The organism is Methanosalsum natronophilum, assembly GCF_024808815.1.
Lineage (GTDB): Archaea > Halobacteriota > Methanosarcinia > Methanosarcinales > Methanosarcinaceae > Methanosalsum > Methanosalsum natronophilum.
The window spans coordinates 84,180-102,985 of record NZ_JANUCS010000001.1 but is presented as its reverse complement, the minus strand read 5'-3'; the positions used below and the strand labels follow the sequence as shown (position 1 = coordinate 102,985).

General features: G+C 33.2%; 23 protein-coding genes. 12 read left to right on the top strand and 11 right to left on the bottom strand.

Features of this window, described 5'->3' with window-relative positions; genetic code table 11:
* Positions 1–63 precede the first annotated feature (63 nt).
* The 10 genes from J2T59_RS00550 to J2T59_RS00505 all read right to left on the bottom strand — a co-directional run bounded on the left by J2T59_RS00550 (position 64) and on the right by J2T59_RS00505 (position 9,197).
* Positions 64–468, bottom strand: a complete 405-nt coding sequence (locus J2T59_RS00550; RefSeq protein ID WP_259133054.1) for a DUF2209 domain-containing protein — start codon at positions 466–468, stop codon at positions 64–66.
* Between the two features lie 3 nt (positions 469–471).
* Positions 472–1,533: a tRNA-intron lyase gene (endA, locus tag J2T59_RS00545; protein WP_259133053.1), complete on the bottom strand. Its 1,062-nt coding sequence runs from the start codon at positions 1,531–1,533 to the stop codon at positions 472–474.
* Positions 1,534–1,549: 16 nt separating this feature from the next.
* Positions 1,550–3,049, bottom strand: a complete 1,500-nt coding sequence (gene cfbB / locus J2T59_RS00540; RefSeq protein ID WP_259133052.1) for a Ni-sirohydrochlorin a,c-diamide synthase — start codon at positions 3,047–3,049, stop codon at positions 1,550–1,552.
* A gap of 10 nt (positions 3,050–3,059) precedes the next feature.
* Positions 3,060–3,854, bottom strand: coding sequence for a Ni-sirohydrochlorin a,c-diamide reductive cyclase ATP-dependent reductase subunit (gene cfbC, locus J2T59_RS00535; RefSeq protein ID WP_259133051.1), 795 nt, complete (start codon positions 3,852–3,854; stop codon positions 3,060–3,062).
* Positions 3,855–4,994, bottom strand: a complete 1,140-nt coding sequence (gene cfbD, locus J2T59_RS00530; protein WP_259133050.1) for a Ni-sirohydrochlorin a,c-diamide reductive cyclase catalytic subunit — start codon at positions 4,992–4,994, stop codon at positions 3,855–3,857.
* A gap of 38 nt (positions 4,995–5,032) precedes the next feature.
* Complete coding sequence (gene cfbE / locus J2T59_RS00525) at positions 5,033–6,415, bottom strand: coenzyme F430 synthase (RefSeq protein WP_259133049.1); 1,383 nt, start codon at positions 6,413–6,415, stop codon at positions 5,033–5,035.
* An 11-nt stretch (positions 6,416–6,426) separates the two neighbouring features.
* On the bottom strand, positions 6,427–6,822 hold the full coding sequence (gene cfbA / locus J2T59_RS00520; RefSeq protein ID WP_259133047.1) for a sirohydrochlorin nickelochelatase: 396 nt from the start codon (positions 6,820–6,822) through the stop codon (positions 6,427–6,429).
* 135 nt (positions 6,823–6,957) lie between these two features.
* Positions 6,958–7,584 (bottom strand): DUF2150 family protein, encoded by a 627-nt coding sequence (locus J2T59_RS00515; RefSeq protein ID WP_259133046.1) that lies wholly within the window; start codon positions 7,582–7,584, stop codon positions 6,958–6,960.
* Positions 7,585–7,643: 59 nt separating this feature from the next.
* Entirely contained in the window at positions 7,644–8,093 is a 450-nt protein-coding gene (locus tag J2T59_RS00510) for a UPF0179 family protein (RefSeq protein WP_259133044.1), read from the bottom strand.
* 27 nt (positions 8,094–8,120) lie between these two features.
* Positions 8,121–9,197 carry an NAD(P)-dependent glycerol-1-phosphate dehydrogenase gene (locus J2T59_RS00505; protein ID WP_374761064.1) on the bottom strand — a complete coding sequence of 359 codons (1,077 nt, stop codon included), beginning with the start codon at positions 9,195–9,197 and terminating at the stop codon, positions 8,121–8,123.
* Positions 9,198–9,348: 151 nt separating this feature from the next.
* On the opposite strand from J2T59_RS00505, the gene J2T59_RS00500 reads away from it, so the two are divergent.
* The 12 genes from J2T59_RS00500 to J2T59_RS00445 all read left to right on the top strand — a co-directional run bounded on the left by J2T59_RS00500 (position 9,349) and on the right by J2T59_RS00445 (position 18,096).
* Positions 9,349–10,197 (top strand): DUF63 family protein, encoded by an 849-nt coding sequence (locus J2T59_RS00500; RefSeq protein WP_259133042.1) that lies wholly within the window; start codon positions 9,349–9,351, stop codon positions 10,195–10,197.
* A gap of 2 nt (positions 10,198–10,199) precedes the next feature.
* A complete protein-coding gene (locus J2T59_RS00495; RefSeq protein WP_259133041.1) occupies positions 10,200–10,799 on the top strand; it encodes a stage II sporulation protein M in 600 nt (199 codons plus the stop codon).
* 70 nt (positions 10,800–10,869) lie between these two features.
* Positions 10,870–12,027, top strand: coding sequence for a formate--phosphoribosylaminoimidazolecarboxamide ligase family protein (locus tag J2T59_RS00490; protein WP_259133040.1), 1,158 nt, complete (start codon positions 10,870–10,872; stop codon positions 12,025–12,027).
* A 186-nt stretch (positions 12,028–12,213) separates the two neighbouring features.
* A complete protein-coding gene (locus tag J2T59_RS00485; protein ID WP_259133039.1) occupies positions 12,214–13,440 on the top strand; it encodes a translation initiation factor IF-2 subunit gamma in 1,227 nt (408 codons plus the stop codon).
* Positions 13,437–13,802: a PIN domain-containing protein gene (locus J2T59_RS00480; protein WP_259133038.1), complete on the top strand. Its 366-nt coding sequence runs from the start codon at positions 13,437–13,439 to the stop codon at positions 13,800–13,802. The genes J2T59_RS00485 and J2T59_RS00480 overlap by 4 nt, the downstream gene beginning before the upstream one ends.
* 41 nt (positions 13,803–13,843) lie before the next feature.
* A complete protein-coding gene (locus J2T59_RS00475; protein WP_259133037.1) occupies positions 13,844–14,416 on the top strand; it encodes a DNA-directed RNA polymerase in 573 nt (190 codons plus the stop codon).
* 16 nt (positions 14,417–14,432) lie between these two features.
* Positions 14,433–14,618 carry a transcription elongation factor subunit Spt4 gene (gene spt4 / locus J2T59_RS00470; protein ID WP_259133036.1) on the top strand — a complete coding sequence of 62 codons (186 nt, stop codon included), beginning with the start codon at positions 14,433–14,435 and terminating at the stop codon, positions 14,616–14,618.
* Between the two features lies 1 nt (position 14,619).
* Positions 14,620–15,210 carry a GTP-dependent dephospho-CoA kinase family protein gene (locus tag J2T59_RS00465; RefSeq protein ID WP_259133035.1) on the top strand — a complete coding sequence of 197 codons (591 nt, stop codon included), beginning with the start codon at positions 14,620–14,622 and terminating at the stop codon, positions 15,208–15,210.
* Entirely contained in the window at positions 15,194–15,505 is a 312-nt protein-coding gene (locus J2T59_RS00460) for a 30S ribosomal protein S24e (protein ID WP_259133033.1), read from the top strand. Before J2T59_RS00465 ends, J2T59_RS00460 begins: the two co-directional genes overlap by 17 nt.
* 11 nt (positions 15,506–15,516) lie before the next feature.
* Entirely contained in the window at positions 15,517–15,666 is a 150-nt protein-coding gene (locus J2T59_RS00455) for a 30S ribosomal protein S27ae (protein WP_259133031.1), read from the top strand.
* Positions 15,667–15,938: 272 nt separating this feature from the next.
* Entirely contained in the window at positions 15,939–17,558 is a 1,620-nt protein-coding gene (locus tag J2T59_RS00450) for a bifunctional N(6)-L-threonylcarbamoyladenine synthase/serine/threonine protein kinase (protein ID WP_259133030.1), read from the top strand.
* The gene (locus tag J2T59_RS00445) at positions 17,551–18,096 is read left to right on the top strand and encodes an XTP/dITP diphosphatase (protein WP_259133029.1); all 546 of its coding nucleotides are present in this window, start codon (positions 17,551–17,553) and stop codon (positions 18,094–18,096) included. The genes J2T59_RS00450 and J2T59_RS00445 overlap by 8 nt, the downstream gene beginning before the upstream one ends.
* 63 nt (positions 18,097–18,159) lie before the next feature.
* On the opposite strand, the gene J2T59_RS00440 is transcribed toward J2T59_RS00445, so the two are convergent.
* Positions 18,160–18,795 carry a cyclase family protein gene (locus J2T59_RS00440; RefSeq protein WP_259133028.1) on the bottom strand — a complete coding sequence of 212 codons (636 nt, stop codon included), beginning with the start codon at positions 18,793–18,795 and terminating at the stop codon, positions 18,160–18,162.
* Positions 18,796–18,806 lie beyond the last annotated feature (11 nt).

Sequence of the window (18,806 nt, the reverse complement as noted above, 5' to 3'; positions counted from 1 at the left end):
TTAATATCCGTGAAGTAAAATCTAATTATAAATATAGTGAGATTTGGTTACTGAAATATTTAATTAAATCTCTTTGTTTAGTAATAGTTTTCTTGAACTATGTGATATATGATGTGCAAACTGTATAGCTAATCTTTCACTAATAGATTCTTGATATTTGAAATTTCGATTGAACATTTTTGATACCATGTCAACCGGTTTATTGTACAAATCACCCATTTCAGCTACTATAGTACCCCACGTATCTATATTATTAACAGTTTCTTCCATTAGATGAACAACATCCATTATTTCTAAAGATTTTTCTCTAACAAAATATTTAGTATTAACGTGATGCACCCTTTCAATATGATTTGGAGAGATCGATACCGCTACTGCAGCACATACAAGATGATATTTACCGTCTGATGTTTTATGTCTTCCAGAAATATCAACTGCAATTATTTTTCTCATGTTAATTTCCATCATATATTACATCTTAATTCTACTAACTTCTATGTATTCATGAGAGTCATTATATTCAACTGCAAACAACATTTTTTTTCTTACACTATTTGCAAGCCTAACAGCCCTTGAAAGAATGGGTAGTTTGAATATATGATCTAATGATATAGCATGTACTAAGTATTCAGAATGCAATTTATTTTCAAGTGAACAAGTGTTACGATATAGCCTGAAATGTGTACCAAACTTAAATCCAGTTTTTGGTACCATATGTTTTTCTCTTAAATCACGATATACTCTGTATTTAATATTAAACTCAGGCTCAATAGATTCTGCATTCGATTTAAATGAAACATAATCCATATATTCATTAGTGTTTCGATCTTTTACTTGAATCAGATCGTTTTCAAGAAGATAGGCAGCTTCTATAAGTGATAATTGAATTCTTATTTCATCTAAAGGATTACCATAAAATCCATGATTATACAAATATTGAGCATTCTCTTGGCCCCAAACAATCACTCTATCTTCTAGAAAAGTTGAAATTATATTTGAAGAAGTAAAATGTTTTTTCAGCTTTTCTTCTCCATGAAGATGTGTTTTTTTCACTTCATAATAAGTGATATCACTTTCTTCATCAACAATTGCTAATATCATTTGTTTTCTAGCATTACTTGACATTTCTAGATTGTTCATTAACTGTTTTAGACTCATAAGCTCTCTTTCTGAACTTACAAAAATGTAGCTTTTAGCCTGAGATTTTCCAGGGTATCCTCCCCTTGGATATAATCTAAAGTCAGCTAAACTTGGTTGTAAATGATATCCTCTTTCTTTTAAATCTTTATATACAATATATTTCAGTTCAAAATAACGCTGTAGTTTAGAAGCAATTGTAAAAAACTCATTGAAGTCAAGTTGCCTTGTTTCATCTTTGATGCAGATTTTGTTTTTATACACTAAATAAGCTGCTTCAACAAGACTTAATTCTAAAAAATCTCCTTTTGGACGTCCAAAATAATTTGTTTTATAAATAGAGGTTATTGCTTCTGAGGCTAGTTTTATTTTAGTATCAACTAATTGTCCAATCAAAATATATTCTCCAAAATCATTTAATGGTATTTTTAGTGACAAAACTTACAAAAGAGGACGCAAACTCTTTATATGAAACTGCATGGAGATGGGCGTAAGAACCGACTGTATTATTTACTATCAATCCATCTTTTCCATCCATTATTCCTTCTCCTCTTGTAAGTTTAATAGTAAACTCTACATTTTGTGGAAGTCCTACAATCTCAGAATGATGAAATTCATGTCCTTTGAATACATTACCTACTGTACCTATAACATTGTCTATATCTATAATTCCAGTATTGTAACTTACTACTCTTTTATCATTCATTATTGTTTGTCCTGGTAATGCTCCAATCATTTCATATGAACCATTTTCCATATATGAGATGCCATGTGAGTTATTTTGAGGATTCATTGAAGCAGTTGTAATTTGCTCTGTCAAGTACATCAATCCTCCACATTCTGCGTATATTGGAGTACCATTTAGAGATAAGTCATATATTTTGTTCTTAAGTGATTCGTTTTGTTCAAGCTTTTCTCCAAAAAGTTCAGGATATCCTCCACCTATGTATATACCATCCAACTTTGGTATCTTTTTATCATGTAGTGGGCTAAAATACTTTATTTCTGCGCCTGCAAGCCTTAAAAGTTCAATGTTGTCATGGTAATAAAAGTTGAAGGCTTCATCAAGTGCAATCCCGATTACTACTTTTTCATTATTATTATCATCACTTATTTGAAAATTAGTATTATTTGGTCTACTAAGAGATTTTGTATTAGAGGCTATTTCAATAATTCTATCTATATCGATACTTGTAGAAATTATATTTTCAATATCACTAATTTTAGATTCATATTCAGCAACTTTCACTCTACTTTCTAGAGCAGGTATTAGACCTAGATGCCTCATTGATATTTGCATATCACTTTTTCTTGGAACAATTCCTATAACTGGTAACTTAGTGTAATATTCAATTGCATCTTTTGCTTTTTTTGCATGCTTTTCACTACCAACATTATTCAGAATAATTCCTGCAATGTTAACTTGATTATCAAAAGAATCGAATCCTTTAACAAGAGCAGCTGCAGATCGAGTAATGCTCCTTGCATTGATTATTAAGATAACTGGACAATCAAGTATTTTAGCTATTTGGGCTGTACTTCCAGTATCAGTTAAGCTTTCAAGCCCTTCATATAATCCTCTTACACCCTCTATTAATGCAATATCTGCAGTCTCATTAGTTTCATATCCATGGACAAAACAGTCAACTACATCTTCATTTTGCATTAAATACCCGTCAAGGTTTCGAGCTTTTCTTCCCGTAATTTCAGAATGGTAGCTTGGATCAATATAATCCAATCCAACTTTGTATGGCTGAACTGTATAACCTCTTGAAACAAGAGCTGAAAGCAACCCCATCATAATAGTTGTTTTTCCAGATGAGGATCTATCAGCAGAAACTAAAATACGAGGAACGTTTATATCATTGTTATTTTGACGACCTTCAAAGAAGTTTTCAGATTCTCTATTCACTATTTTCAACTCATCGGATCAATTCACGTAATTCTTCGTCTTCAAGAGCAACTGGAATAGAGGATTTCTTTGTAGACATTATTTTATTACCAAGTTCACGATAAATAGCAGCTATTTGAGATCTTGGTTCCTTTTCTATTACAGAGAAACCATCACGTTCACAATCTTGAACGAGCTGTTCTTTTGGTATAAACGCTAACATTTCACTTTTTAACTGTGTTGCAAACTTATTAACAATCTCTTTTTCTCTTGTTACAGATCTTGAGTTGCATATAACTCCACTTAGCTCAGTATTAATTTTACTTAGACCCCTACAAATATTATTTGCGGCATAGAGTGGCATATATTCACCAGAAGTTAAAACGTATGCTTCATTAACAAATCCTTTTTTTATTGGTGCAACAAAGCCTCCACATACAATGTCACCAGGTACATCATATATGATCAAATCCATATCTTTGTGAACTTTAGAGACTTCTTTAAGCTTTTGTATAGCTACAATAATACCTCTTCCAGCACAACCAATGCCAGGTTCAGGTCCACCGACCTCAACACATTTAACACCATTATATCCATTAAAAACGATATCTTTTTCTTCGATATCCTTTTCTTCTTTCAAAAGTCCCAAAATTGTAGGTATACGTTTTCCACCTAAAAGATTTATTGAAGAATCACTTTTAGGGTCACAACCTATAATCATAACTTTGTAACCTTCATCTGCACATGCTGCGGCAATGTTTGAAGCTGTACTGGATTTCCCAATACCACCTTTGCCATAAATTGCGATTATTTTTTTATCCTGCATTTAATTCAGCTCCAAACACTTCTCCATTTTATGATCTTTTGTTACTTCTCTTAAAGTTGCTCCAAATTCGGATTCAACGATTGAACTAACTCCTAATGTTTTTGGATGTAAATCAATTTCAACAATTACGTGTTCATGGCCCATTTCTTTTAGTGGTAGAACTTGTCGTGGTCCATTTGTTACTGAAAATATCTCCATACTTGAAGTAATATCATTTGGAATTGCATGAGGTACACCAACAATTATTGCAAAATCAAAATCAGAATATTTATTTTCTATTAATTTTTTGACCTTGTCACCATTTATAGCGTATTCATCAAGACCACCTATATTTTCATTTAGTTTTATATTGTGTTCAAAAAAGCCTTTTTGAATATTCTTAGCATGTTGACGAACACGTGGTAATCCAACACTGTCATCAATATTTGCGAAATTGATGATGTTTTCAAGAACTGATAGCTGTTCTGCGGCTTGATTAATTGCTAGAAGTATATCTGCGAACATATATCCAGTTTCTTTTTTAACGTTCATGATAATCAAGCCTTTTTTATTATTTGACAAAAGCTCATAAATACGCTTTGCAACTTTGTACTTTAAATCTCCTCTGGAGGGAGCCAGGTATGCTTTACTTGCAGCACCATGTTTTTTCTCAATCTCAGTTGCACTATTTAGTAGGTGCGTTTGTCTTTTCAACTCAGCTTCGGTTATAATTCCCACATTTAGCGCGGACTTAAGTGCTAATAGTACACCTTTTGTATTATCTCTATATCCTGCATGTACTTCTACCTCTACTACAGGAATATCAATATCAGCTTCAATCACCGCATCATGTAGTTCTTCGCCTATGATCATGCTTACACATGTACCAACAATGGCCATCTTTTTAGGATTAAATTGATCAGCTGCTTTCTTGATTAAATCAACAAGCTCATCATGACCACCGAATACAAATCCATTTTCATCAAGAGCTGTTGTAAGGACATGCATACCATCCTCTTCTAATAACCTAGCATGTTTAAAAGAACATCCTGCAGGCCCGTGTAATATAGCTACATCAATATCCAAATCTCTTAAAGTGTATAGAGATGCAACAATAGAACTTGGACGGGGATGAATAATAGCTGTTTTATCTTTTTCCACAGTATCACCTAGTAATTTTATCCATTATGTTATAATAATCATCTAAAACATTTTACACAAGAAAGAACAACATCTCCTGGGTTTGATGCATCATAAGCTTTAACTAATCCTTCTTCACGACAAGGAGCATAAAAAATATTTTCATGTTCTATATGTTCCATTCGAGTACCAACCAAAATCATTTTAGTTATCTTATTAATATTTTTATTTATGAATCTATCAACCTCATTTGGGTTAAGGCCTTCACACACTTGTTTTTTCTCTTCACCGAGCAACATATATATGTTTTTATTATGATACGTTTTTAATGTCGTATCTAAAGCTTTTTGTATCAAATTAAAAGTAAGTCCTGAATTAGAGTTGTCTATAATGATTCTATTATTTATTTTATGTATTTTCATTCTTCCCTCAATTCCTGAGAACTTATAGATTACATTAGCTATGCTATTATTTGGAACTCCAAGAATCAAAGAAGCTGTAATTGAACTAGATATTGCAATTTGATATGATGACAAATAAGTATTATTTTTTAAGGGAAAAGATATTTTGTGATCATTATATTTAACGAATAGAGTCATATTCGAATTATATATATTATAATCAGCATCACAATATTGCTTACTACTAAATATAACTAATTCTTGGTTTTTATTGTTTGTATATTTTGAGTGCTGGATTGCTTTTCTATCTGAACTGTTAAGCAATAAAATAGATTTATCTTTTCTGGAAGCATTTTCAATAATCTGTAACTTAGCATCACTGGCTTTTTTAAACCCATTAGCTATCGAATAATCGGCATCCAATGTAGTCAATATACTTAGATAATTATATCCTGTTACTCCGATTGAACACTCGAAAATGTATAGGTCAGGTTTTAAATTTTTTTCTTGACATTTATCTAAAGATTCCAATATACTTCCTGGAGTTATACTAAGTCCTTTTTTTAGGAGCTCAGGAACTCCTTGATACCAATATTCTAATCCACGTGAAGATAAAAGAAGTATACCTTTATTTGCAGAAACCATTTCTGCAAGTAGTGAAACTGTGCTAGTTTTAGCTTTTGTACCTGTGACCTCTATTATCTTGGATCTATCTAACCATGGATAACTTTCCAAGATTTTGGCAACCACTTGATGATGTGATAATATTCTAAGGGACTCTTTTTCTGCAAATTTTAGTATTTCATTAAAGGGGTCAAGATGTACAGGGGCAGCAATGAAATCAATATCTTTTAATATAGGTGCTTTTTTTGTAGCGTATATTTTATCATTACAATTAAGTTCATCTAATATATCTTGCTTAACCGTTTTGTAAACATCAATAGCAATTACATTATATCCGATAGAGGCCAGTTTTTTGGTGATAATAATGCCGCCATGTGTGAGATCTAACACGACGACATTCTTTTCTTTGTTACACATTTAAGAATAACTCAAAGTACTTCTTGTACTCTAGTATATACCAAATCTGCTATCAATTCATGATCACCAAGGGGTTTTCCATATAACAATGGTATTTCTTTACCATCTAATTTAACTGATCCTTCATGAGTATCAGGATTTAGTTGAAGTATTTTAGGAATATCTTTTGTGATATGGACTCCAGATGCAAGAAATACTGGCACAGCAACTATTTTATCCACACCTGTCCCTTTAAATGATTCAAGAGCCTCTTCGACAGAAGGGCCGCAGTGTTCCATAAATCCTGCTTTGACTATAACTTCTGGATATTTGTTGTCAATTAGAGTAGCAATCGATGTTACGACTTCTTTATTATATGGTAATCTGCTTCCATGACCTATAGCTAATATTCCAATTTTTTCATTCATATTAATCCTCTAAACAACCAATTAAGATAACACTTTCATAAAAATATGTGTTACTACAATTTAGATGTTAGAAGCTGTCATTTGATATAATTCTTTTGAAAAAAGAACTAATTGGTATTAGCGCAGAAAACTTAATTATACAGGGTCATAATCTCCATCATCTTCTTTATAGCTATCAGAACCTACCATAGCTGCTGCAATTGAATCAATACCGTCAATCCATTCAGCAACCAATCCATACTCGATATCTTCAATAAAAGAATCTGGTAATGTTGAGCCATTAAGCACACATGCACCAATTTCAGCTATATAAGCTAAAGCGTCCTCTATATTTTCTTCTTTCTCCGCTTCAATTGCAGAATTTAAGAGAGACTTAATGTCACAATCTTCCTCATAAGCATTATTGATGTACCATTCACAAGAAACTAAAGCACCTACTAAAGATGACTGTATAGAATCTAGTAAAAGGTCGACATCCTCGGAGATGGGTTCAATTTCATTTAAAACAATATCTCTAATTTCAGCAAGAATCTTGTTAGCGTCTTCTTGACTAACTTGTTCTTGGTCGTATTTGGCGATTAGTTTTAGACAGGCAAGTATGACATCGTCTTGCATATTAACAACTAGCAACCCAACATCTTTAAGCTCACTAGAGTCTTCTTCATTCTGATCTAAATTTAGATCAGTCTCTTTTATTTTTTCAAGCCAGTTGTTCCATCTTTTTTTAGTATAGAACTCTTGATAAGTTTGCCCTTCAATCATAAGATCACATTCATCTTAATTTTATAATAAAATGTATTAAAACATCTATAAGTTCTTATTTATAGTTGCATTTTAACAACTTTAAGTGATTTTCCTTTATTGCACTTATCTTCAACATTTTCAACTATTTCCGTTATAGTCGCTTTGTCCCCATCTTTAATACCTTTAGGATTGCAGATTTTATAAATTTCACAACTGTCATCATTGCATTTTTGCGATTCATATACAACTTTTGACCCATTTATAGCTTTACGGGACTGCAAAGTTGTTTTTATAGGAGCTTTAATGACTTCAATTGCTACAACTCCTTGATCATGTATAAAGCAGTCATGTAAAGTTTCGTTTCTTATATTAACTATTTGATACTTGCGCCCTTTTTCAAGTCGCATACAAATATTTTTTAATCTACATTTGCTACATTCAGGGCATTCACCTTCGAATATGAACTCTAGTCCCTTTTTTGCAATTCTGGTACCTATTAGTGTTATTATCGTCTCATCCTTGGCCATATCAAACACCACTCGATTATTAAGATATTATTTGATAACTTTAGTGATTTTAGCAACTTTTTCGGCTGCTGAAGGGGATAATCCTGACCCCAAGATGGTATATCTTTCAGGTCTAATTTTGTGAGCAAGAAGAAGTGCTTCTAATATATATTTATCTTCTACTCCCAAATCTTCTGCGGTTACTGGTACTTGAAGCTTCTGCAATACTTCTCTTATATTCTTCCAGTTACCACCATGTAAATACATCATCATTATTGTGCCAATAGCACACTGCTCTCCATGATGTGACGATACTGGCGAAACTACGTCAAGTGCATGACTAAACATATGTTCGGAGCCTGATGCTGGCCTAGAAGAACCTGCAGTACTCATAGCTACTCCACTCGAAACTAAAGCCTTCACTACAATCCTAGCAGAACTTTCAAGATCAGGTTTTATCGATTCAGCTGAGTCTATTAGTATTTTAGCTGTCATCCTTGAAAGAGATGCCGCATATTCACTAAAGGGAACATTCCTGAGCCTATGGGCTAACTCCCAATCCAAAACGGCAGTATAGTTTGAGATAATATCTCCACATCCAGCTGCAAGTAGCTTATAAGGTGCTTGGGAAATTATATTCGTATCTGCTATAACTGCCATAGGTGCAGATGCTTGAATAGACGTAGTGGTTTTACCATTGGAAATAGATGCTCTTGAAGATACAATTCCGTCATGAGAGGCAGCTGTTGGAATACTTAGGTAAGGAATTCCTATTCTTGTGGCAGCCAATTTTGCAACATCAATTGGTTTACCCCCACCAACACCTATTAAGTAGTTGCTCATATTGTTTTTAGCACAAGTAATAACATCTTCAACATTTTCCATTGAAGCATTATTCGATATCATCATATCTACATTATGTTTACAACTGTCTTTTAAAAGATCATGCACCAATTCACCTGCAATGTTTTTCGTAGTTTTACCTGTGACTATGGTTGCTTTAACTCCTAGCTTTAAATCTGTGCATACGTCAGGGACTTCATAAATAGCGTCATGACCTACTACAACGTCTCTTGGAAGCTGCATCCACTTTCTTTTTCTGTTATTACTTCTACTCAATTTTATACCTACAAGGGCATTTTTTACTTAATTAATTTAAAGGAACTGCATAAATAGTTGAATTGCTAGTTTCTCTAAGTCTATTCTACTTAATATCAACTTATATTCTGTTTTGTATTGATTAAATTCTTATATAAATTGATAGTATTACAAAACAATGAATGCAATTATTGATAAAATTAATCAATTCATTTTTACTTATTATATAGATCCAATTGTTTATGATTCAGGCTACAATATAGTGAATACTTTAACTTGGGCTATAATTCTAGGAATTTCTATATTTGGAATTATCAAATTACTGGAAAAGTTGAAAATAATCATAGATAATAAGTTTATACTTTCCTTAATTCCATTTATTTTCGCAGGTGCTTCTTTTAGGGTGGTTGAAGATGCTGGTGTAATTGATCCACCATATAGCTATTTGCTGATTACTCCGAATATTTACTTATTGGTTTTTATATTTACAGTTGCTTCTTTAGTTCTATGCAAAGGGCTTGAAAGCAAAGGGCTGATTGATAATTATAGAAAACTATTCATTAGTTTAGGTATAATTTGGTTTATCTTAAATATTGGTATATTGCTATCAGTTGCAACTATCTCCTTCCCAACTGCGATTGTTTTTGTACTAGCTGTATCAACTATTCTAACATATATTTTGATGAAAGCATCGTATGCATTAGGATCTGAGATTCTTTCACCAAAATTAAATATTGCGATTATTTGGTCTCATTTACTAGATGCAAGTTCAACTTATTTTGGTGTAGACTTTCTAGGTTATAGAGAAAAACATGTTGTTCCAGCTTATTTAATAGAAATTACAAATACGGCACTTGTAATGTTTCCACTAAAGATAGTATCAATTATGTTAATAATATATGTACTTGATAAATATATAAATGAACCAGAAGATATAGAATTAAAAAATGTTGTAAAATTGGTCATTATTATACTGGGTCTTTCACCAGCAATTAGAAATACTTTAAGAATAACATTTGGGATTTAAATATGTCAGAAAATAGATTTAAACTAGTAAAAGAATACTTACAGCACTTAAATGCTCAAATTCTAATAATGATAGCTTTATTTTTTATTTCAGCTATACTTGGTTATATTTACTCAGCTGCAAGTCCAGAGTTTGCAACAGAGGCACTTGGAGGCCTTGAAGAGATTGTGGAGATGATTGAAGGCTTACACCCTATTATAATAATGCTTTTCATATTTTTCAACAATGCATTTGTTGCTTTAATAGCTCTTTTGCTTGGCATTGCCTTTGGAATTATACCACTTATTATAATTGCTTATAATGGTATAATTTTAGGAGTTGTTGCAAGGCTCGTTGCTGAGGAAATTGGATTAACTTTTCTTTTAGCTGGAATATTGCCGCATGGCGTTATTGAGTTACCTGTAGTGTTTATTTCCGCAGCTATTGGATTAAAGATAGGTCAAGAAACACTTAATGCTGTACTTGGTAAAGAAGCCAATATTAAAAACGAGCTTGATAGAGGGTTAAGATTTTATATCAAGTGGATTGTCCCACTTTTGTTTATAGCTGCATTTATTGAAACTTTTATAACACCTTTACTTATATATGCAGTTGGAGTATGATTTTTGAAGATGTATAGGATAATTCTATTTACAAGTATCAAATTATAATAGAGCACTGAGGATATGTGAAATGCTTGATAGAAACGAGATAATCGATGTACTAAATGGTTATGAAACCAACAGTTTAAAAATAGGATCTATAGCCTCTCATTCAGCACTAGATATTTTTGATGGTGCTATTGAAGAAGGTTTTAGAACGGTAGCAATCTGTCAGCAAGGGAGGGAAAAGACATATTCCCACTATTTTAAAACTGAAAGAGATGGGTATGGTGCAGTTCAAAGAGGTGTGGTTGATGAGTGTTTTCAGTTCTCTAATTTCAATGAAATTATGAAAGTATCTAATCAAAGTAAACTTTCAGAAAATAATGTACTATTTATCCCCAACAGATCCTTCACATCGTACTGCGGTATTGAAGATATTGAGAATGAATTTCGTGTTCCACTTGTTGGCAGTAGGAATATGTTACGTAGTGAAGAGAGAGGTTTAGATAGAGACTATTATTGGCTATTAGAAAAAGCTGGTCTACCTTACCCAAGAAGGCTTGAAAGCGCTGAAGAGATTGATTCGTTAGTAATGGTAAAGTTACCACACGCTGTCAAAAAACTTGAAAGGGGTTTTTTCACAGCCGGTTCCTACGAGGAATATCTCGAAAAGTCTAAATCGCTATTAAAGCAAGGGATTATATCGAATGAGGAATTGCAAAAAGCTAGGATTGAAGAGTATATAATAGGTCCAGTTTTCAATTTTGATATGTTCTATTCGCCAATTGAAACAAAAATGAACAAGTTAGAATTGCTTGGTATTGATTGGAGATTTGAGACAAGTCTTGATGGTCATGTTCGTTTGCCAGCTAATCAACAGATAAACTTGTCTGAAAAACAAACAAATCCAGAATATACTGTATGTGGGCATAACACAGCAACTCTAAGAGAATCTCTTTTAGAGAAAGTATTCGAATTAAGTGAAAAATATGTAAAAGCATCTCAAAAGTATTATAGTCCTGGTATAATTGGACCATTTTGTCTTCAAACATGTGTAGATAAAGATCTTAATTTTTACATATATGATGTTGCACCAAGGGTAGGTGGAGGAACCAATGTACATATGTCCGTAGGCCATCCCTATGGGAATACTCTTTGGAGAACACCCATGAGTACTGGTAGAAGGGTATCAATGGAAATAAAACGCGCACTTGAGATGGATAAGCTCGATGAAATAGTAACATAAACAACTAAAAAGATAACATATGCAGCCAACTTTATAATATTATTTTATATAGCAGTTTCAAAACTACTTATATAATATGAATCACATGATTACACAAACTTTAAAAATGATTATCAGTGTTCTAAATTACTAGGTTCAGAGTATTAAATTAAATATGATATACCCATTAGGGAGGGAATTTAAAAATTGAGTCAACCTTGTGTTAATATAGGCATGGTAGGACATGTCGATCATGGAAAAACTACTTTAGTTAAATCATTATCAGGTGTATGGACTGATACTCACAGTGAAGAAATGAAACGTGGAATATCTATACGTCTTGGATATGCAGATACTACATTCAGAAAATGTCCAACTTGTGAAGGTACTAAAAGTTATACTGTATCAAAGGTCTGTGAAACTTGTGGTAGCAGCACAGAAGAAACTAGAACGATTTCTTTTGTTGATTCACCAGGCCATGAAACTTTAATGGCTACGATGCTTTCAGGTGCAGCTATTATGGATGGGGCTATTTTAGTAATAGCTGCAAATGAAGCTTGTCCACAACCTCAAACAAAAGAACATTTAATGGCACTTAACATAATTGGTAAAAAAAACATCGTAATAGTTCAAAATAAAATAGATTTGGTATCAAGAGATAAAATCATTGAACATTATAAACAGATAAAAGAGTTTGTTAAGGGGACAGTTGCAGAAGATGCTCCTATTATTCCAGTATCTGCTCAACAGAATACAAATATAGATGCTTTAATTGCTGCAGTTGAAGATATCATCCCAACTCCTACTTATAAACAAAATCTTCCATCTGAAATGCTGATTGCAAGATCATTTGATATAAATAAACCGGGTACCTCAATTGATCAAATTGCAGGAGGGGTAATTGGAGGCACTCTTACTGAAGGCCTGCTACATCCAAAAGATGAAATTGAAATTAGGCCAGGAAGAAAGGTAGAGAGTGAAGGTACAACTAAATGGATACCTATAACTACATACATCACTGAAATATTTGCAGGTAAGGAAGAAGTTCATGAAGCTACACCAGGAGGCCTGTTAGCTATAGGTACAAAACTTGATCCTACTTTAACAAAAAGCGACACTCTAACAGGACAGGTTGCTGGAGAGCCAGATACTCTTCCTCCAACTCATCATCAGTTTACTTTGGAGTTACATTTATTAGAAAGAGTAGTTGGTGCTGTTGATGAAGAAGATATAGGTGTAATTAAAACATCTGAACCACTTATGTTGAATGTTGGTACGGCTACTACTGTTGGTGTTGTCTCTAGTGCTAGAGGGGATATAGCTGAAGTAAAACTTAAAAGACCTGTTTGTGCAAGAATTGGCTCTACAGTAGCAATTAGTCGCCGTATCGGTGCAAGGTGGCGCTTGATTGGAATGGGAGTAATATCTGAGTGAAAGTGATTATTGACACAAATGGATTGATGGTTCCTTTTCAATTTAACGTTGATATTTTTGATGAACTTGAAAGGCTTGGTTATAATGAATTTATTGTGCCACAGGCAGTAATTGATGAACTTAATTCACTTAAAAGGAAATCAAAAGGTAAAGATAAAATCGCATCAAAAGTCGCCTTATCACTCGTTGAAAGATGCAATGTGATTAATATTAAAGGAAATGCTGATAAAATAATAGAGAGTTTATGTAAAGATATTGAGGCAGATGTATTTACAAACGATATTGAACTAAAAGAAAAATTGATAAAAAACGGCATAAAAGTTGTTTATCTACGTCAAAGAAACTGCCTTGCTACAACTTAAACAAAAAATATACTATTAATAAATTAATTGGAGAAGAATCGATGTATAAGAGGATGAAACTTATCGATACTGTCCGAATTGCGCCTCACCTATTAGGTGAAGATTTAAACTCATGTGTGAAACATGAACTACAAAATAATTTAGAGGGTAGAGTCGATAAAAAAATAGGTGCTATTGTTGCTGTAACGGATATTAATGAAGTTGGAGACGGTCACGTTTTAGTAGGTGACGGTGCAATTTATTATGATGTAACTTTTGAGGCTATTGTCTTCTTACCACAGCTACAAGAAGTTGTTGAAGGACAGGTTGTTGAAGTAGTTGAATTTGGTTCATTTGTAAGCATTGGTCCCATGGATGGTTTGCTACATGTGAGTCAGATTACTGATGAATTCATGTCCTATGATGGGAAAAATGGAAGATTAATAAGTAAAAATAGTGGAAAGGCTTTGTCTGAAGGTGATAAGGTTCGTACTAGGATTGTTGCTGTTAGCATAAATGAGAGAGAACCAAGGGATAGCAAGATAGGTTTGACTATGAGACAACATGCTTTGGGTAAACAAGAATGGCTTGAAGACGAAAGGAATAAAAACCTAAAGAATAAGCAAGAAGACTAATGGGAGCAACTATTAAATGGCTGAAATGGTATGTAGAGAATGTCATAGGATACTAAAAGGGCAAACATGTCCTATCTGCGGCACTGGTAATCTTAGTTCTGACTGGAGTGGTATGGTAATTATCATTGATCCACAAAAATCTGAAATTGCTAAAAAAATGGGTATAGAGTCAAAGGATAGATATGCTCTGAAGGTGCGGTAATTTGGGTGAACAGCTAATACTGCCAAGAAAATATCGACCACTTCTAAGGGAACCAGTTGGAGAAGTTATAACTGGTGAGGATGATGAAGCGGTAAAAAAGTTGCTGCAGGTTATTGGTGACCCCATAAAAATAATTTCAGTAGGTGATGTGACAACTTATTTTTTACTAAAGGAAGGAGTGGTTCCAGATATAAGTTTTGTGGATGATAAGACAAAGCGTGAACCTGCACCAGAAAGAGTGGTAATTGGTACTAAAGTACGCCCAGCAAAGAACGTTAAAGTTATAAATCCTGCAGGAACTATAACCGAAGAGTTAATAAATGTTATAGTAGATGCAGTTGAATCTGAGGATAAGGTAAGGATATTTGTTGATGGTGAGGAAGACTTGGCAGCCTTGCCTTCAATAGTTCTTGCTCCGATTGGATCAGCTGTACTTTATGGACAACCAAATGAAGGTATTGTATTGGTCAAAATAACAGATACAAAAAGAAAAGAGGTAAAAGACTTATTATTATCATTTACAACTCAACCTGAGAACGAAGGTAAAGATTATTTTAATATATGGAGGAAACTTAATGGAAATAGAAATTAAAAAAGACGAAAATAATGCACTTTTGCATAGAAGAGAACTCAATTTCTTGGTAAATTTTGATGGAGCTACACCAAAGAGATTGGATGTTAAAAAGAAGTTGGCTGCAACTTTTGACGTTAATCCTGAATTAGTTGTAATCCACAGACTTAACAATATGTTTGGCCAGCAGCAAGCAGTTGGGTTTGCTAAGATTTATGAAGACTCTCCACATATGCAAAAATATGAAGGAAAATATGTTCTAACACGAAATATTATTCCTGAAGCTGCTGATGCAGAAGAGACTCAATCGGAATAAGGTGTTTACCTATGGCAGTCAAAGAATATTATAAAGTAGATGGTGAAAGTATAGAAAGACTTAGACAATTTTGTCCAAGGTGCGGGCAAGGGGTTTTTTTAGCTGAACACAAAAACCGGCTAACATGTGGAAAATGTAATTATACAGAATTCAAAAAATAAATTTTAATTATGAAATTTGCATCTCTCTTGCAAAGAAATGATGCAAATTCTCATTTTTATTGTTATCATATAACTTCAAAACATGAGGCATTTGATAGCATTACTTGTAATTTTTATCATATCAGACATAAATGGTTAAATTATAATGAGTGGGTAAAAGTACTAATTATATATGTACATACAAATTTCTGTAAGCTAAAATCAATTTTTTGTCTCAAATGCAAAAAAATGTTGAGTATTAATATTGAGATAAAACTAATAAGAGGTATCTATTGGGCTTTATTGTTCTTGGGATAGAGGGAACTGCATGGAACTTAAGTGCAGCTATTGTAGACGAATCTAATATAATTAGCGAAGTTACTAAAACTTATAGTCCCGAGAAAGGCGGCATTCACCCACGGGAAGCAGCTCAGCACCATGCAAAACAAATTAATGGTTTATTGGATAACCTACTCAATAAATATGAATCAAAAGGATTCAACACCAAACAAATAGATGCAATTGCTTTTTCACAAGGTCCTGGTTTAGGCCAGTGCCTTAGAACAGTAGCTACAGCTGCAAGAGCTCTTTCATTATCACTCGAAATACCCTTGATTGGTGTAAATCATTGCATTGCCCATATTGAAATAGGTAAATGGAAAACATCATGTGTAGATCCAGTTGTACTCTATGTAAGTGGAGCCAATTCTCAACTAATAGCTTATCGTAAAAGTAAGTATAGAGTTTTTGGGGAAACTTTGGATATAGGGTTAGGTAATGCGCTAGATAAGTTTGCACGAAATGCTGGTATGGGTCACCCAGGGGGCCCTAAAATAGAAAAATATGCAAAGCTTTCGAATAATTATGTAGAGTTACCTTATGTGGTTAAGGGAATGGATTTTTCATTTTCAGGAATATCTACTGCTGCCACCCAGGCATTAGATGAGAATTCAATTGAAGATGTTTGCTATTCTTTACAAGAAACAGTTTTTAGTATGTTAGTCGAGGTCACTGAACGTGCAATAGCACATACTGAAAAAAAAGAATTTCTTTTAGCAGGTGGTGTAGGTGCTAATAAGAGATTAACAGAAATGCTAAAAAGTATGTGTCATGAAAGAGGGGTTAGTTTTTATTGTCCAGAGACGAGATTTATGGGAGATAATGGTGTCATGATTGCATATACTGGACTATTGATGTTTAAAGCTGGCAATCGTCTTAATCTTGAAGACTCTCATGTAAATCCTAATTACCGGCCCGATACAGTAAATGTGAATTGGATAGACAGTGTTAGTAAAGATGTTGTTGAATCAGACCGAATGAATCTGAAATGCAATGTTTCTTTAAAATCTGGTGCAGAAGCTGAGTTGTTTTTGGATGACAGTTCTGTTATAAAGAGAAGGAAGTCTAAAAAGTATCGGTTAAAGAGTTTAGATGACAAACTTAGAAAAAACAGAAACCGTTCAGAAGCCCGCCTTATTTATGAGGCAAGAAGGTGTGGGGTACCAACTCCTATTATAGAAGATATTACAGATTTCTCAATTAAGATGGAATTTATAGATGGCTTTATGCTAAAAGATATTATAAATCCTTATATTGCTGAAATCGCAGGAAAAGTTATTGGAAAAATGCATTCATGTGGAATAATTCATGGAGACTTAACAACGTCGAATATAATATATAATCCAGATAATGAGTTGTTATACCTAATCGACTTTGGTCTTTCTTATATTTCAAACTCTATAGAATCTCAAGGTGTTGATATTCATGTATTGTTCCAGACATTTGAAAGTACGCATAGTGACTATAAATGCTTAATTGAAGCATTTTCCAGAGGTTATATTAAAAAAAACCCTAATGCTAAAGAAGTTATATCAAGAGTTAATGAGATTAAAAGGAGGGGTAGATATGCGTAAAATAGTTTTTGTTACAACAAACAATGGAAAATTTCATGAAGTCAAAAAAATATTTGAGACGAAAAACCTAGAAGTATTACAAAACAAGGATGGTTATCCAGAATTACAACATGATGACCTTGAACCAATCGCAGCATATGGAGCTAAATGGGCAGCAGAAAAACTCAAATTACCTGTAATGGTGGATGATTCCGGCTTGTTTATTGAAGCATTAAGTGGATTTCCCGGTCCATACTCGTCTTTTGTTGAAAAACATTTGGGTAATCATGGCATCTTAAAGCTAATGTCTGAAGTGAAAAACCGAGCTGCTTTTTTTAAATCTGTTATTGGTTACTGTGAACCAGGTATTGAAGCTACGGTATTTACAGGAACTGTTGAGGGAACTATTTCTTATGAAAAAAGGGGAACTGAAGGATTTGGCTTTGATCCAATCTTTGATTATAACGGAGTGACTTTTGGTGAGATGAATGACGATGACAAAAACAAAGTTTCACATCGAAGAAAAGCACTGGATAAATTTTATGAATGGCTTGATTAATCCTAAAATGCTCATATATTCTTTCATTAAGTAAAAAATTCAGTATGTGAGAAAATTCTATATTTATCCTATTGAATTCAATTCACTTGAAATTAGTATGGCTCTGATGGGTGCACCATCACATTTGGTTATGTTTAGTGGTAATGCGATAAAGTAAAAAAGTCCTTCATATACTGAATCCAAGTTTAAATTTTCAATTATGTAAACATCTTTACTCAGGAGCACTAAATGCGCTTCTAACATAGAAGATGCTTCTATAGACATACAACTCGTACCTACGACTTTAAACCCATTATCAACTATCCACTTCAATGCTTCTTCTTTAAATCTCAGTGTTTTAGTATTAGTATGTTTTTTGATGAGTAAAATTTTAGGAGTAGCTGAATAGTTTATCTGTTTTATTTTTTTGTGGAGAATTTCTGATGTAATAGTATTCTTGTTAGTATTTGACAAATCTATTAGTACCGCATCTCCAAATAAATCATGTAACTCAATGTCACCGATGGTTTTACCATTTTTAAGGACATGGGATGGAGCATCTATATGAGTTCCTATATGGCTTCCTATACAAACAATTGATGACTTATATCCACTGTCATCTATGTTTGATTGTACAGAAATAATTGGTTGTGGATCCCCAGGGTAAACATCCATATGCTCATATATTTGGTGAGTTATATCTATTATTTTAAATTCCATAACAATACTCA

Excerpts from the sequence above, each read along its gene's own strand:
- cfbC (WP_259133051.1), bottom strand. The coding sequence starts at position 3,854 with ATGCAGGATAAAAAAATAATCGCAATTTATGGCAAAGGTGGTATTGGG.
- J2T59_RS00515 (WP_259133046.1), bottom strand. The coding sequence starts at position 7,584 with ATGATTGAAGGGCAAACTTATCAAGAGTTCTATACTAAAAAAAGATGG.
- J2T59_RS00460 (WP_259133033.1), top strand. The coding sequence starts at position 15,194 with ATGGAAATAGAAATTAAAAAAGACGAAAATAATGCACTTTTGCATAGA.
- J2T59_RS00475 (WP_259133037.1), top strand. The coding sequence starts at position 13,844 with ATGTATAAGAGGATGAAACTTATCGATACTGTCCGAATTGCGCCTCAC.
- J2T59_RS00490 (WP_259133040.1), top strand. The coding sequence starts at position 10,870 with ATGCTTGATAGAAACGAGATAATCGATGTACTAAATGGTTATGAAACC.
- J2T59_RS00440 (WP_259133028.1), bottom strand. The coding sequence starts at position 18,795 with ATGGAATTTAAAATAATAGATATAACTCACCAAATATATGAGCATATG.
- cfbE (WP_259133049.1), bottom strand. The coding sequence starts at position 6,415 with ATGTGTAACAAAGAAAAGAATGTCGTCGTGTTAGATCTCACACATGGC.
- J2T59_RS00445 (WP_259133029.1), top strand. The coding sequence starts at position 17,551 with ATGCGTAAAATAGTTTTTGTTACAACAAACAATGGAAAATTTCATGAA.
- J2T59_RS00510 (WP_259133044.1), bottom strand. The coding sequence starts at position 8,093 with ATGGCCAAGGATGAGACGATAATAACACTAATAGGTACCAGAATTGCA.
- spt4 (WP_259133036.1), top strand. The coding sequence starts at position 14,433 with ATGGCTGAAATGGTATGTAGAGAATGTCATAGGATACTAAAAGGGCAA.
- J2T59_RS00455 (WP_259133031.1), top strand. The coding sequence starts at position 15,517 with ATGGCAGTCAAAGAATATTATAAAGTAGATGGTGAAAGTATAGAAAGA.
- cfbA (WP_259133047.1), bottom strand. The coding sequence starts at position 6,822 with ATGAATGAAAAAATTGGAATATTAGCTATAGGTCATGGAAGCAGATTA.
- J2T59_RS00495 (WP_259133041.1), top strand. The coding sequence starts at position 10,200 with ATGTCAGAAAATAGATTTAAACTAGTAAAAGAATACTTACAGCACTTA.
- J2T59_RS00550 (WP_259133054.1), bottom strand. The coding sequence starts at position 468 with ATGATGGAAATTAACATGAGAAAAATAATTGCAGTTGATATTTCTGGA.
- J2T59_RS00500 (WP_259133042.1), top strand. The coding sequence starts at position 9,349 with ATGAATGCAATTATTGATAAAATTAATCAATTCATTTTTACTTATTAT.